The sequence below is a fragment of the Chryseobacterium sp. D764 genome (genome assembly GCF_019317325.1).
Lineage (GTDB): Bacteria > Bacteroidota > Bacteroidia > Flavobacteriales > Weeksellaceae > Chryseobacterium.
The window spans coordinates 877442-892566 of record NZ_CP079219.1; the positions used below are offsets into that span (position 1 = coordinate 877442).

At 39.3% G+C, this 15125-nt stretch carries 13 protein-coding genes; 10 read left to right on the plus strand and 3 right to left on the minus strand.

Annotated features, from left to right (window positions below):
* Positions 1 to 161: 161 nt before the first annotated feature.
* The 3 genes from mug to KYG33_RS03885 all read left to right on the plus strand — a co-directional run bounded on the left by mug (position 162) and on the right by KYG33_RS03885 (position 3670).
* The gene (mug, locus tag KYG33_RS03875) at positions 162 to 671 is read left to right on the plus strand and encodes a G/U mismatch-specific DNA glycosylase (protein WP_077417324.1); all 510 of its coding nucleotides are present in this window, start codon (positions 162 to 164) and stop codon (positions 669 to 671) included.
* A 205-nt stretch (positions 672 to 876) separates the two neighbouring features.
* Positions 877 to 1776 (plus strand): T9SS type A sorting domain-containing protein, encoded by a 900-nt coding sequence (locus KYG33_RS03880; protein ID WP_077417322.1) that lies wholly within the window; start codon positions 877 to 879, stop codon positions 1774 to 1776.
* A 13-nt stretch (positions 1777 to 1789) separates the two neighbouring features.
* Positions 1790 to 3670 carry a hypothetical protein gene (locus tag KYG33_RS03885; RefSeq protein ID WP_219072715.1) on the plus strand — a complete coding sequence of 627 codons (1881 nt, stop codon included), beginning with the start codon at positions 1790 to 1792 and terminating at the stop codon, positions 3668 to 3670.
* A 94-nt stretch (positions 3671 to 3764) separates the two neighbouring features.
* Here KYG33_RS03885 and KYG33_RS03890 read toward each other — a convergent pair whose 3' ends face one another.
* Complete coding sequence (locus tag KYG33_RS03890) at positions 3765 to 4370, minus strand: DNA-3-methyladenine glycosylase (RefSeq protein WP_077417318.1); 606 nt, start codon at positions 4368 to 4370, stop codon at positions 3765 to 3767.
* 130 nt (positions 4371 to 4500) lie between these two features.
* Here KYG33_RS03890 and KYG33_RS03895 point away from each other — a divergent pair, with 130 nt between their 5' ends.
* Positions 4501 to 4926 (plus strand): hypothetical protein, encoded by a 426-nt coding sequence (locus tag KYG33_RS03895; RefSeq protein ID WP_139348537.1) that lies wholly within the window; start codon positions 4501 to 4503, stop codon positions 4924 to 4926.
* A 141-nt stretch (positions 4927 to 5067) separates the two neighbouring features.
* The gene (locus KYG33_RS03900) at positions 5068 to 5631 is read left to right on the plus strand and encodes an outer membrane beta-barrel protein (protein ID WP_219072716.1); all 564 of its coding nucleotides are present in this window, start codon (positions 5068 to 5070) and stop codon (positions 5629 to 5631) included.
* A 72-nt stretch (positions 5632 to 5703) separates the two neighbouring features.
* Here the strand turns inward: KYG33_RS03900 and KYG33_RS03905 are convergent, their stop codons facing one another.
* Entirely contained in the window at positions 5704 to 7875 is a 2172-nt protein-coding gene (locus KYG33_RS03905; protein WP_219072717.1) for a S9 family peptidase, read from the minus strand.
* A gap of 19 nt (positions 7876 to 7894) precedes the next feature.
* Positions 7895 to 9283 carry an aminopeptidase P family protein gene (locus KYG33_RS03910; protein WP_219072718.1) on the minus strand — a complete coding sequence of 463 codons (1389 nt, stop codon included), beginning with the start codon at positions 9281 to 9283 and terminating at the stop codon, positions 7895 to 7897.
* A gap of 175 nt (positions 9284 to 9458) precedes the next feature.
* Between KYG33_RS03910 and KYG33_RS03915 the strand changes: the two genes are divergently transcribed.
* The 5 genes from KYG33_RS03915 to KYG33_RS03935 all read left to right on the plus strand — a co-directional run bounded on the left by KYG33_RS03915 (position 9459) and on the right by KYG33_RS03935 (position 15113).
* Entirely contained in the window at positions 9459 to 10340 is an 882-nt protein-coding gene (locus KYG33_RS03915) for an AraC family transcriptional regulator (RefSeq protein ID WP_219072719.1), read from the plus strand.
* A gap of 91 nt (positions 10341 to 10431) precedes the next feature.
* Complete coding sequence (locus KYG33_RS03920) at positions 10432 to 11337, plus strand: dihydrodipicolinate synthase family protein (protein WP_077417305.1); 906 nt, start codon at positions 10432 to 10434, stop codon at positions 11335 to 11337.
* A gap of 16 nt (positions 11338 to 11353) precedes the next feature.
* A complete protein-coding gene (locus KYG33_RS03925) occupies positions 11354 to 12844 on the plus strand; it encodes an aldehyde dehydrogenase (NADP(+)) (protein ID WP_219072720.1) in 1491 nt (496 codons plus the stop codon).
* Positions 12841 to 13839, plus strand: coding sequence for a 4-hydroxyproline epimerase (locus KYG33_RS03930; protein ID WP_077417301.1), 999 nt, complete (start codon positions 12841 to 12843; stop codon positions 13837 to 13839). Before KYG33_RS03925 ends, KYG33_RS03930 begins: the two co-directional genes overlap by 4 nt.
* Positions 13840 to 13847: 8 nt before the next feature.
* On the plus strand, positions 13848 to 15113 hold the full coding sequence (locus tag KYG33_RS03935; RefSeq protein WP_077417299.1) for an NAD(P)/FAD-dependent oxidoreductase: 1266 nt from the start codon (positions 13848 to 13850) through the stop codon (positions 15111 to 15113).
* Positions 15114 to 15125 lie beyond the last annotated feature (12 nt).

Here is a 15125-nt window from a genome sequence, read left to right on the forward strand (position 1 = left end):
ACCGCAAAAAACAGCGATGGAACGTATGATACACACCATGAACCGTTCAATATTCCGGAATAAAATGTAAGTTTGAAAATATCCCTAATATTGATATCTTTATATTATGAAAACAGAGAAAGCAGAAGTCGCTTATTTTCTATAGACCATTCATATCAATTATGTTAACAGACATCATTACAGCTCATCTAAACGTTATTTTTTGCGGAATCAATCCCGGTTTAAAATCATCAGATGACGGACATCATTTTTCAGGAAAGAGTAATCGTTTTTGGAAGGTTCTTCATCAATCAGGTTTTACTCCTTATGAAGTGGAAGCAGTGAATGATACTTCTATTCTGGATTTCGGACTGGGACTCACCACTGCCGTTGCAAGAGCAACTTCCCGTGCTGATGAACTTTCAAAAGAAGAGTTTGACGATGCCCTGGATACTTTTAAAGCAAAAATAACAGAATACCAACCTCAATATGTGGCTTTTCTCGGCAAAGCGGCTTATAAGGCTTTCTCTAAAAAGAAAGAAATTCTATGGGGACTGCAGCCAGAAGATTTCTGTGGGGCAAAAGTATGGGTCTTGCCCAATACCAGCGGTCTGAACCGGGGATTTTCTCTTGCTGATCTTATTTTCTATTACAGCAGTTTTTATCAGGCTGTAAAAAATAGCCAGAACTAGTCGTACACAATATCAGCAGTATAAAAGGAGTGGCAAAATTGCTCCTCAATTTTTGTACCCGATTATTTTCCGTCTACCTTTTTCAAAATCACACTTAAGGGAAAAAACAACACATTTGCTAATCTAATTCTCCCAGTTAATTATTCATTCTCCCCTGATATTTGATTGTTTGATACATTTAAAACTCAAACCATTAAATAGTACTATGAAAACAAAAGAGTACGAATTCATTAAAAGGCATTTTGTCTTATTGGATTCAACAAAAGGGAATGTATGCTCAGGCATACCACAGCTATGTTTCAAAAAAATGAACCGGCTTTTACTCTGTTCGGTCCTTATTACCGCATTTTCATCTCAACTAAGAGCACAGTCCAGAGTCAGTGAGCCTGTGAATGAAAAGCCTTATCCGGCCGATCAGGTCATTTCTTTGTATGGTAAAGAAAGGAACAGCTTTTCCAGTGACATCCAGCGAAGATCTTCAAACACTGTTCCGATTGAACTCCGGTCAAAAGAAATCAAAGAAGTATTGGTAGGGCAGGACTATTTCCCTGCAGATCTTTTTTTTAATGAGGATGCAAAAGTTCCTTCCGGCCACAATCCCCAGGTTCGTCATTATGACAATCAGAATGTTACTTTTGACGGTCAAAAGCATGAGAATATCCGGGTTGATGAAATCATTGATCAATACACCTTAAAGAATGCAGATATTGATTACTCTTATGACAATGCCTACTATCTCTTCCGTGATGCTTCAGGAAACACAATTGCTACTGTATATTATATTGACCGCACTGTAGGATTCTTAAAGTCCGAGTATAAAGTTGTAAGCAAAGGAAAATCTCTTGTTACATTTCCTCTGCTTGTTGCTCCCAATCCTGCCAAAAATGTGATCAATATTACTTATCAGGTGGAAAAAGAGAGCCAGGCCAGCCTTCAGATCATTGATATGAATGGCCGTACTGCAGATACTGTATTCAGTGATAAGCAGATCAGGAGCGGAAGACATACAGTACAGCACAACATCAATCTTCCAGCCGGCAACTATCTGGTACAGTTTAATGCTCAGGGGCAGGCGCCTGTTACTCAAAAAATCATTGTTCAATAAAATGCAGTCAATTATGAAAAAACTAATTATACTTTTAACCTGCATGTTATGGAGTATGACATGCATTAATGCCCAATGTCCAAACGGTGATGCGGAAATGGGTAATTTCAGCAACTGGCAGACTTATATGGGAAGCAACACAACAGGAACCCTGAATTTATCAACCTTTACTCCAAGTCTATCACCAACCCAGCATACCGTGACGGGAATAGGTAATGACCCGATACTAGGCGCTTCTTTACCGATGGTGGGAGAAGGCAACAGTGCTTTCAGATTAGGAAATTCTACAGCTATGAACGGTGCAGAAATCATGTCTTATACCTTCACAGCAGGAAGCTCTATATCATTTATGTATGCTTTGGTTTTACAGGGAGCCCACAGCGATTCTATGATCAATGGATTTTTCAGTTACTGGGTCAGCAGAACCAATGACCTTGCCAACAGTACCGCACCTGGTAATCTGGTCATTTCCCCTGTTAAAATTAACGGCAGCAACGTGGCTGATCCATTCCTCCAGACCACAAGCTATAATGGTGAACCTCTCTCATGGAAGGAGTGGCAGACGTTATGTCTTCCTATTCCTTCTCAGGATGTCGGCCAGCAGCTGACCATTTATTTTGCAACAGCAGACTGCAGAGATAGCGGACATTTTGGCTATGCTTACATAGATGCCCTTTGCAAGCCGGTACCTCCTGAACCTGTACTTGTAGGACCTTCTACAGTATGTAATATTGATGATCCCATTCTTTTTAGCGGAAGCCGCACAACTAATGAGTCTCAATATGTATGGTTTGCCCAGGAATGTGATGCTTTGGGGAACCTCATCGGAAGCCCGCCTTTTGCTGTCATCCGTAATGGGCCTGTAGGAACTTACAGCTTGCGGTCCAGTGGGATTAATTTACAAAGCGGGCATTATTATAAAGTTACTCTTCAGGTCCGGAACTGTACCAGTGGCTGGGTAGTGATTTCAAAAATTGTTAAAATAGAATTCCCTATCATTCAGACAAGCAATAAAGTGATCTGCTGTGGCTCAAGCGTTAAATTAAGAGCCAGTGTGAATGCTCCGGGTAATGGTTCAGCCACAAGCTACAAATGGTATGATGAAGCGGGTAATTTTATAGGTAACGGCAGCGTATCCTATAGCGGACCCATTGGCGGCCCCTTTACACCGGCTAACGATATCACTGTAACACCTACCAAGTGTACCAAATACAGGGTTGTATTTGAATATAACGGCTGTAAAAATTCACAATGGGTATATGTTACTCTTATTCAGAATGTGCGAGGTGCTTTCGGATGTGTAAGCTATAATAACTGTACAGGAACAGGCACTGTAAAATTTGACCCGTGGATCAAACTCTGCGGTAATGAAGCTGAAGTAGGTCCGGATTACGGTTTTCATATGCAGCAGGCTACAAACAGCATTAAGTATTCCTGGAACACAGGCAGTACCAGTGATACCTCTGCTGTAACAGGAAACACAGCTTCAACGGTAACTGTCACAAGTGCTTGCGGAACGAATACGGCAACAATCACTCCTCCGGTTTTTACAGGCGCTTTTCCAGGCTTATTTAAACCTACCGGCATGTCTGTAACCAATCCGTTTGTTATTTATAACACGATGATGAACCAATATGCCATACCTGCATATAATGCCTATTCGTATGAACTTAGTGTGTATGACCGCTGGGGAACCCGTGTTTACTACAAATATGAAACGACCTGTCTCGGTTTTTATAACGGTCAGATCAGATGGGATGGAAGATACACTCCTGATGCGAATGGTAATCCGGGACCATATGTTAATATTCCGGGAGTATACTCATGGAGCCTTAAGCTGACCAATTGTTCCGGCAGCGAAAACTTTAAAGGTGATGTAACTTTTATACAGTAATTTGATTTTCAGATTCAATTTTATAAAAAATCCCGACATTTTTTGTGTCGGGATTTCTTTTGCTGGTATAACTAAAGTTTTAATAGATCAACTCTTATGCTTTATTCGGTTTGCTTACATATTTATTGCCTTTTATAAAAAACCGCCAGGGTAAAAATGCATCTTCCTGTGCATATGCAACACCTATACGGGGAGCTTTTATAATATTATCAGAGGAATATTGAATTCCGTGATTTTCAATCCATATTTCATTTCCATCCAGGTCTTTTTTATTAAAAGATTTATCAATACCTAAAGCTTTGGCTGCAGATCCGGGGCCGGAAGAAATAGCCGCTTTATCGGCAGGCATATTCCGTCTGAGTTCCATGATGTCTTTTCCTACCAGCGGCTCAACAGCTCTGATTAGTACAGCATGAGGCTCGTCTTTTACAGAGGTCACAATATTGAACAGATGATGAATTCCGTAGCATAAATAAACATAGGAAACACCACCGTGACTGTACAACGTTTCAGTGCGGTCTGTCCGTCGGCCTCCATAAGCATGGGAAGCTTTATCCAGTACTCCGAAATAGGCTTCTGTTTCTACAATAATTCCGGCTGTTACTTCACCATTTATATCTGTAAAAAGAACTTTTCCCAGAAGATCCTGAGCGAGAAAAAGGACATCCTGGTTGGAATAATAGGAGAGTGGCAGTTTCAAATGAATGGTTTTTATGAATTTAACAGGTTAAAAGTAAGGATATAAAAACAATTTTCATAGAGATAAACAGATTGTCACTACATTTGAATATGAGTTATTGATATTCATTCAATCCAAAAGCAAAATTATAATGAAATCTTTTAATTTGACGCTGTTTATGATTACTTTTTGTCTGACAGCATTGGCATTCAATATTCCTTATCAGCAATCGTATCAAAAAATGATTGTCGGAAAATGGCATCCTGTACTTTCCTATGCTGAAGGGATTGAAACTAACGGAAAACGTACTGTAATAAATAATTCTAAATTTAGCAGCAAAGATATCATGCAGTTTAATGCTGACGGTTCTATTATGGATAGTGGACAGCTTTACTTTTCATATTCATTCGGTCCTGATTATAAGACGTTATCTTTATTTGATGGAAGCAACTCTGAAAGAAAATTTGAAATCATTCAATTAGACAAAACAACCATGAAAATTGTAATGAAAGAGACAGACAAGTACAAAGGAGAGCCCTTTTATATAACCTGGACTATTGTATTTAAAAGAAAATAAAACTTATATAAAAATGGAAATCCAACATTATCTATAACCTTTCAAAAGAGGTGATATCTTTAACCATATTTTAAGTGAGTTCTAATTGTATTCTAATGCATTAAAGCTTTACTGCTGCATTATTAGCTTTAATTTTGCAAAATGGAAAAGAAAAAATTATCTGCAGCTTTATGTAAAACTACTTGCTTGTTATTATTAATTGTTGGCAGTAACGTGATTAAAGCCCAAAGTAAGGGAAGCTCAGAGATAAAAATTGCCTATGGACTTGGAACCACTACAGATTTTATTAATGCTTTCAGCAGTGTGTTTACATTTGGTTATGGCCCCTATGAGACAGAAAATTCCGGAGCTTTTGTCGTTGAATATAACTATGCAATAAAGGATAAATGGATTATTGGGACAGACCTCTCATATCAACAGGTAACGAGAGAATATTCCGATAAATCATCAGAAAAATCACACAATTATACTTTTGCCGTAAAAAGTAACTACAACTATATATCCAAGCCAAAGTTTCGCATGTATTCCGGAATAGGATTAGGATTAACATTGGAAAAGAGTAGGAATCCTTTACAAAATGTCTCACATTTTAATTATCAACTTACAGGACTCGGAATCAGATTAGGAGGCAGACTGGGAGTAAATGCTGAAGTAGGTTTTGGATATAAAGGAATAGGAAATATAGGGCTGGCTTACAGTTTATAATAAGCAGGATCAATATTCATTACCCCTATTTAAAAGAAAAACCAGATAATCTGATATCTGGTTTTTTCTTTTCTATTTTCCTCCCGGAGGACAATGTTCTTTTAAAAATTTAGTAAACATTGTAGCAAGGTGCAGTGATGTCCCTTCTCCTTCATCAATAGAGTGTGTTCGGTTAGGGTAAGACATCAGCTGAAACTGTTTGTTGTATTTTACCAGTTCGTTGATGTATACTTCTGTATTCTGATAGTGTACATTATCATCACCTGTTCCGTGAACCAGTAAAAGATTTCCTTTTAGATTTTTAGCATAAGCCAGTGGAGATCCATTGACAAAATCTTCTCTGTTCTCCTTTGGAAGCCCCATATACCTTTCCTGGTATATATTATCATAGAACAGCTGATTAGCCACCGGAGCAATAGCAATCCCTGTCTGGTAAATATCAGGATATTGTCCCAAAAGGTTCAGGGTAGAAGAACCTCCGCCGCTCCATCCCCATACGGCAACCCTTGAGGTATCTGCATAAGGCCATTTTGCAAATAAAGCTTGGGCTCCCATTGCCTGATCACGGATATTAAGCTGTCCTATTTTACGGTACACCGATTTTCTCCATTCACGGCCTCTTGGAGCAGGTGTTCCGCGGTTTTCAAGAGAAACATACAGATAACCATCTTCAGCCATATCACCAACATATAAATCATTCCATCCTGTATAGAAACTGTCTGTTACCGTTTGTGTTGCCGGTTCTCCATAAACCATAAAAACAATCGGATATTTTTTATTAGGATCAAAATTTTTAGGTTTTACTACCCATCCGTCCAATGTAACTCCATCCTGTGTTGCAATCTGGAAAAATTCTGCTTTAGACCTTGCAGGATCTGCTTTTGCTGTTCTTTTGGCAGCAACCAGTTCTTTATGTTCCGGAAGTGAAATTACTGAACCCATTGAAATTGCATTGACACTGTTATTCGTAAAGAGAGCAATCTTCCCATTGGGTGATATTGTATATTTATTAGAACCTTTATAAGCTTCAGGAGTTACTTTTTGTGCTTTTCCTCCTTTCATACTTACTTTATACAGGTATTTCTGCGTCGCATTATTGGGTGAAGCTGAAAAGTAGATTTGTTTGTTCTGAACATCGAAAAACTCAGGTTTTATTACATCGAAAGCATCTTTTGTAATCAATGTTTCCTTACCGCTCATATCTATTTTATAAATATGTCTCCATCCGTCTTTTTCAGAAAGCCAAAGGAATTCTTTTCCATTCTCAATCCAGTCCCAGCCACTTGGGTCATTATCATTCCAGCGGGATTTGATATCAATCCATGCAGCATCTGTTTCCGTATAAATAGCCTTACTGCTGCCGGAACTGGCATCTGCTACAATAATTTTACTTTGATTCTGCTTTCTGTTCAATTGCTGGAGAATAATGGATTTAGAATCCAGTACCCATTCCATTCTCGGAATATAGTTTTGTATTTCATCCCCTGCAATATCTGTTTTCTTTGAAGATTTAGAGGCAAGATCATAGAACCAGATGCTGCATCCTGAAGGATTTTCGCCCACTTTCGGATACTCTACAGGAACTGTAAATGAATACAGACTGTCTGTATTGTTGATCATCAGGAAGTTTTTTGTACCTCTTGCATCCAGTTTCCAGTAGGCAATTTTGTTACCGTCCGGTGACCATCGGAAACCATCCTGAGTTCCAAACTCCTCTTCATAGACCCAGTCGAAAGTCCCGTTGATCATTCCGTCTGTTCCATCGGTAGTGATCTTGGTCATCTGATTGTTTGAAAGATCTTCAACATAAATATTATGCTTAGACACATACGCTACTTTTTTTCCATCCGGAGAATATTTTGCAAACATCAGTGATGAAGATGGCAGGCCTTTCCCAAGCTGGGTAAGTTTTTTAGTGTTTTTATCGAAAATCCAGTAATCTCCACGGGTATTGTCTCTCCATACTTTCCGGGTATTGGCAAAGAGTAATAAACTTTTGTCGTCCGGAGATACCTGAAAACTTTGTACCTGCAACGCTTCAGAACTTCCCGCAGGAATCAGTGCATTGCTGTCTAAAAGAGTTTGGTCTTTTCCGGGATGCAGTACATCAACAATTTCAACCCCTTTTTTAGTAAATGAATAGTAAGCATTGCCATCCGGAGTCCACTGTGTCTTTTGTGCAGCCAATGGTGACAGACACAGAAAGTACAATGCGATAGCCGTTAGTTTTTTTATGTTCTTCATAGATAGTATTTGATTAAGCTCAATGTTCAGCTCTGTAATTTTCAATTTCTTCAACTGTTTTGATCAGCCCGTTCCCAAGAAGTCTGTATCCGTCATCAGTAATCAGGAAATCATCTTCCACACGGATTCCTCCGAAGTTTCGGTATTCATTCACTGTATCATAATTAATAAAATCTGCATTTTTATTTTCAGACTGCCAGATATCAATCAGTTCCGGGATCATATAAATACCGGGTTCAACTGTTACTACAAATCCGGATTCAAGGGCTTTTCCTAAGCGTAAAGATTTAAGACCGAATGTTTTGGTATCTTTGGGTTCTTCTTCAGTATAACCAATGTACTGCTCTCCAAGATCTTCCATATCATGCACATCAAGTCCCATCATATGCCCCAATCCGCATTGAAAAAACAGAGTATGGGCATGGTTTTTTACCGCTTCTTCAGGGTTTCCTTTCATCAGTCCGAGATCTATAAGACCTTCTACCAGGTATTGTGAGGCTTTCAGATGAATATCTTTGAATCTTACTCCCGGTTTAAGAAGCTGTTGGGCATTGTTAAAAGCATTCAGAACCACTTCATACATTTCCTTTTGCTTAGTGGTAAAGGTTTTGCCCGCAGGAAATGTTCTGGTAAGGTCTCCCGCATATCCCATTGCAGTTTCCGCTCCGGAATCATTAAGGAAAAGATCTCCCTCTTTCAAGGTATTGAGACGGTAGTGGTTATGCAGAATTCCTCCGTTGATGGTTACGATCGGAGGATAAGACATCTGACATTCTTTATTGGCAGCAAGATATTGAATGGCATTCGCAATTTCATATTCTTTAATACCTGGTTTTGCAATCTGCATTGCCAGCAAATGCATTTCATTGGATACATTCACTGCCTGTTCTATCTGCACTATTTCCTGAGGCTCTTTTATAGAACGCTGCTTCACAATGGCTTTAATCATCTCTGCAGAAGGCTGTAATGCTGCTATTTTAATTCCAAGCAGATCGCCAAGCAAAATTTTATTGAAAGACTGATATGGAGGAAGATAATGTACCTTTCTGCCGGAAGTCTGTGCTTTCAGAATATATTGAGCAAGCTCTGTATATGGCATGGTTTCCTGTACTCCGGATTTCAGACTTTTCTCTTTCAGTGTTTCCTGTCTGCCCATCCATACGATGTCATCTATACTTAATTCATCTCCGAAAACAATGGTCTTATTCTCATCAATATCAATAATGGCCGCAATACGGGGTTCCTGGATTCCGAAATAATATAAATAGGTACTGTCCTGGCGGAAATAATAAGGATTGTGTTCAAAATTCACAGGGTTCTCTATATTTCCCAAAAACAATAAAATTCCGTTGGCTACATTACTTTGTAATACTTTTCTTCTATCTTGATAGGTTTGTGTTGAAAACATATTATGAATACTTTTTAATTTAAAGTTTTAAAGTTACGATTTTGTACTATTGACCGCTCTTTATTCATGAAAATAAAGAATAATGTAAAGTTTGGATTTTAATTTGACATTCAGTGTTCATATTTTGCTTAAATTCGGTCATATTTTAACCGATAGCCCATAAAATATTGATTCTATGAAGAGTCTTCAGTTTTCAGTCCCTGCCGACACCAACAAAAGTATCCGCATTCAGGAAGATATAATGCCCAATTTTTATCCTTATTTCCATCGCCATACGGAAACCCAGATCATGTGGATTCTTAAAGGACACGGAACATTGGCCATAGAACAGAACCTCTTCAATTTTGAGGCTGGTGACATTTTCTATCTGGGCGCCAATCAGTCGCATGTCTTCAGGGGTAATTTTGATAAAGATGAAAAGCAAAAAGTTCATTCCATCTCTATATTTTTTGATCCTTATAAAAAAATCGCCGTATTTTTCGACTTGCCGGAATTTGGGGAACTTAAAAATTTTATTGCCTATTCAGAAGTCGGTTTTCAGGTTGCTCCTAAACTAAAAATAAATATTGGGGAAAACATTGCAGCATTACAAAAAACAGAAGGAGTAGAACAGATCATAGATTTCATCCGCATTTTGAACCATCTTATGCAAAACAGACATCTGCATATTCCTTTATCTTCGGAAAAAAATCTTCCTAATCACATTTCAGACTATGATCAAAGAATTATAGATGCCCAGACCTTTATTAAGAAGAACTTTGCACAAACGAAACTTACCCTTGACAGTATTGCCCGGGAAGCCTGTATGACCCCGCAGGCATTCTGCAGATCCTTTAAAAAACGAACCCGAATCACTTATATTGAATACCTTAATGAGCTCCGTGTACAGCGAGCATGCAGACTATTGACATCCAGCAATATGTACAGTATTTCTTCGGTTGCTTTTAATAGCGGATTCAACAGTCTTACCAATTTTAACCGCGTTTTTAAGTCCATTATGAAATATTCACCTAAAGAATACCTAAAGCATTACAAAGAGGCTACCATAGAGCAATAAAAACAACCTGTTAAAATACGGTGAGTATCTATTAAAATATTAACATTTACCGTTTTGAAATTCCGCTAGTTTTGGATAAATATTATTTGATATGAGTACAAAACTAAACTGGGAAGGTATTTATCCTGCTGTATTAACTCCTTTTACCAAAGAAGGTGAGATCGACTTTGAAATGTTTGCTCTCAATACAGAAGCCCAGATTAAAGCAGGCGTTCATGGAATTATCCTTGCAGGAACATTAGGTGAAGCCAGTGCTTTGGAAACTGAAGAAAAATTCGAACTGCTGAAATACGCAAAAAAGATCACTCAGGGAAGAATCCCCGTTATTCTTAACCTTTCTGAAAATACGACCAAAAATGCCATACACTTTGCTCAAAAAGCTAAAGAATCAGGTGCTGACGGGCTTATGCTGCTTCCTCCTATGCGGTATAAAGCAGACAGCCGTGAAGTGGTAGAATATTTTAAAGCAGTAGCTACTGCTACAGATCTTCCTATCCTCATTTATAACAATCCTGTAGATTACGGAATATACGTCACCCTTGAAATGTTTGAGGAGCTTATTGAATGTCCAACTATTCAAGCTGTTAAAGAATCTACAAGAGATCTTGCCAATGTAACCAGAATGATTAACCGTTTTGGAAAAAGAATAAAAATTCTTGGTGGGGTAGATACCATTTGTCTGGAAACCCTGATGCTTGGTGCAAACGGCCTTGTGGCAGGTCTTGTAGATGCTTTTCCTAATGAAACTATGGCAATGTATAACTCCGTTAAAACAGGTAAATATGACAAAGCCATAGCAATCTACAGATGGTTTATGCCATTATTGGAACTGGATATTCATCCTAAACTTATTCAGTACATCAAACTGGCTGCTACAGCGGAAGGGATCAGCAGTCCTTATGTAAGAGCACCACGCCTGGAACTTCATGGCGAAGAAGCTGAAACAGTAAAAAAGATCATTGAAGAGGGCATAGCCAACCGCCCGGTATTAGATTAACTTCAGAAATAAAGCTATGATTGAAGAAGCATCAAAAGAAAATATTGATAGAAGAATTCAGATGGCTGCCGATGCCTATCAGTTTCTGAAGAATACCACTGTAAAAGAACGGGCGGCCTTCATGAACACAGTTGCCGATAAGATTGAAACATTGGGAGAAGAACTTTTGACAATGGCCCATTCTGAAACCTCACTTCCTTTGGCAAGACTTACCGGAGAAAAGGCAAGAACCGCAGGACAATGGAGAAGCTATGCAAAAGCTGTAGCCACAGGAATATATACAGAACCACGGATTGATCTTGCCCAGCCAGACAAGCAAAAAGGAGACCTCAGAAAATACAATGTAGGCATAGGACCTGTGGTTGTTTTCGGGGCAAGTAATTTTCCGTTTGCTTTTTCTACAGCGGGCGGTGATACGGCGAGTGCCATTGGAGCAGGCTGTTCTGTTATTGTAAAAGCGCATCCGGCACACCCTAATACCTCTCAACTAATGGCTGATGCCATAACAGCTGCTGTAAAAGAATTTGGATGGCCTGAGGGAATCTTTAGCCACATTACCGGAACATCCTATGATATCGGGGCTTATTTGGTCCAGCATCAGGAGATCAGAGCCGTTGCGTTTACCGGCTCATTTACCGGAGGAAAAGCTTTGTTTGACATAGCGAACCGCCGTGAAGATCCCATTCCCGTTTTTGCAGAAATGGGAAGCATTAATCCTGTATTTGCCCTGCCGGATTTGCTTGAAAACAGAGCAGAAGCTTTCGCTAAAGAATATCTTTCCTCCTTAACATTAGGAACAGGACAATTCTGCACCAACCCGGGAGTATGTATTGCTCTTAAAGGAGAAGCTCTGGACCGTTTTATCAATACCCTGAAAAACGGAATTCAGGAAACGATTCCCGCAAATATGCTTCACAAAGGGATCTATGAAAGTTTTGAAAAACATAAAACCATTGCAGCAGAACAGCCGGAAGTACATATTATTGCAACAGCAGATACAGAAATTGATGAATGGCAGGGACGTGCTATGATGATAGAAACCAGTGCCCAAAACTTTATAAAAAATCCTGTGCTGGGTGAAGAGGTTTTCGGACCCTTTGGGATCATTGTAACTTGTGAAACACGGGAAGAAATGATGGAAATTGCTCAACAACTGAAAGGACAGTTAACAATTACCCTAGCAGCTACCTATGAAGATGCCCGGAATAACCTTACGCTGATCAATCTTCTGAAGGATAAATGCGGAAGGTTGCTATTCAACGGAATGCCTACAGGAGTAGAAGTTGTTTATGCCATGCAGCATGGAGGTCCTTTTCCTTCCACTACTGATTCCCGTTTTACCTCTGTAGGCCCGGATGCTGTCAAGAGGTTTATCCGTCCTATTTCTTTCCAAAACTGGCCGGATGAATTTTTGCCGGAAGAGCTGAAGAATGAAAATCCATTGCAGATCAACAGAATAGTAAACGGAGAAGTCAATTCAGGATCATTAAAATTACAGACAACATGAACAGAACATTTTTTTGTATAGATTCGCACACCTGCGGCTGCCCTGTACGTCTTGTTGCAGGAGGTGGCCCCATTTTAAAAGGAAATTCCATGATGGAGCGCAGGCTTCACTTTATGAAAGAGTACGACTGGATCCGAAAAGGGCTCATGTTTGAACCTCGAGGTCATGATATGATGAGTGGGAGTATTTTGTATCCGCCTATTGACGAAGAAAATGATATCGGAGTTTTATATATTGAAACCAGCGGATGTCTTCCCATGTGCGGGCACGGAACAATCGGGACCGTAACCATTGCCATAGAAGAAGGTCTGATTTTTCCTAAAATTCCCGGAAAACTGCGCCTTGAAACACCTGCAGGACTTATTCTCATTGATTATGTACAGGAAGGCAAAAAAGTAACGTCTGTAAAACTGACCAACGTAAAATCTTTTCTGTATGCTGAAAATCTGGAAGTTGAATGTCCGGATCTTGGAGTAATAAAAGCAGATGTAGCTTATGGCGGAAACTTCTATGCGATTATAGATCCACAGGAAAATTTCAGAGATATTTCTGATTTTACAGCCAGCCAGCTTATTCATTATGGAAAGATCATCAGAAAATTACTCAATGAAAAATACCCATTTATTCATCCTGAGAATGAACACATTACAGGATTAAGCCATATTCAATGGACAGGCAATCCCAAAGATCCTGAAGCAAGCGGACGAAATGCTGTTTTAGTGGGAGAGAATGCCCTGGACCGTTCTCCATGCGGAACAGGTACTTCTGCAAGAATGGCTCAATGGTATGCTAAAGGTAAATTAAAAGAGGGGGAAGAGTTTATCCATGAAAGCTATATCGGATCCCAATTCATCGGCAGAATTGAAGGAACGGATACTGTTGATGGAAAATCAGCAATTATTCCGTCAGTAGAAGGCTGGGCAAGAATTACCGGCTATAACCATATTATTATTGATGATGAAGATCCTTATTGGCAGGGATTTCAGGTTATGTAAACAAACATATGACACAAAATAAAGGAAAAGCACTCATTATTGGTGCAGGAATAGCAGGTTTAAGCTCCGCCTATTATCTTTTACAGAAAGGCTGGAGTGTAGAAATTCTGGAGCAGAATGATCTTTCCAACAATTGTTCTTATGGCAATGCAGGAATGATTGTACCCAGTCACTTTACTCCGTTAGCAGCACCGGGTGTTGTTGCCCAAGGAATCCGATGGATGTTTGATAGCAAAAGCCCGTTTTATGTAAAGCCTTCATTCAATGCTGATCTGTTTTCCTGGGGGATAAAGTTCTTAAAACACTCCAATCAGAAGCATGTAGACCGTTCGGCATCAGCGATCAGAGACCTTAATCTGGCGAGCAGCACTCTCTATAACGAGATTGCAGCAAAGGATGAATTTGATTTTGAACTTAATCAGAATGGGATTCTGATGCTCTACAAAACCGAAAAAGTAAGAGAAGAAGAAACAGAACTTGCCCATAAAGCAATCAATCTGGGATTAACTGTTGACATTCTGGATCAAAAAGGAATTCAGGAACTTGAGCCTAATATCCGGATGGACGTTATAGGAGGGATTAATTACAAATGTGATGGTCATATGAATCCAATGAAACTGATGAAACAAATGATCTCTTATCTTAAAAATAATGGTGTCGTTTTTTATACCCATCACAAAGTAACCGGATTTGAAACTTCAGAAAGGATGATTAAAACCGTAATTGCCAATGATAAAAAGTTTACAGCAGACTGTTTCGTCATGACAGGAGGTTCATTTCTCCCTGAACTGGCTCAGAAGGCAGGAATCAAAATTCAATTAATGCCCGGCAAAGGATATTCATTCATGCATACCCCAGAAAATCCGGTCAACACCCTGAACCATGCTGCCTTACTACTGGAAGCAAGAGTGGCTGTCACCCCTATGAATGGGCAGATCCGTTTCGGTGGAACGATGGAGCTGGCTTCCCATCATGATAAAATTAATATGAAAAGAGTAGAAGGTATCGTCCGGTCTATTCCTCAATATTTGCCTGACTTTCAAATGCATTATAAAAAGGAATCTGAAATATGGTTTGGCTACAGACCCTGTGCACCGGATGGGCTGCCTTATCTGGGACAGTCTTCCCAGTTGAAAAACCTGATTATTGCAGGCGGCGGCGGTATGATGGGATTAAGTTTAGGACCCATTTTTGGAAAAACAGTTTCAGAACTTGCCAATGGCCAAAAGCCAACTGTTGACATCAATATATTCAACCCTGAAAGATTTAGTTAAAAAAACATCACA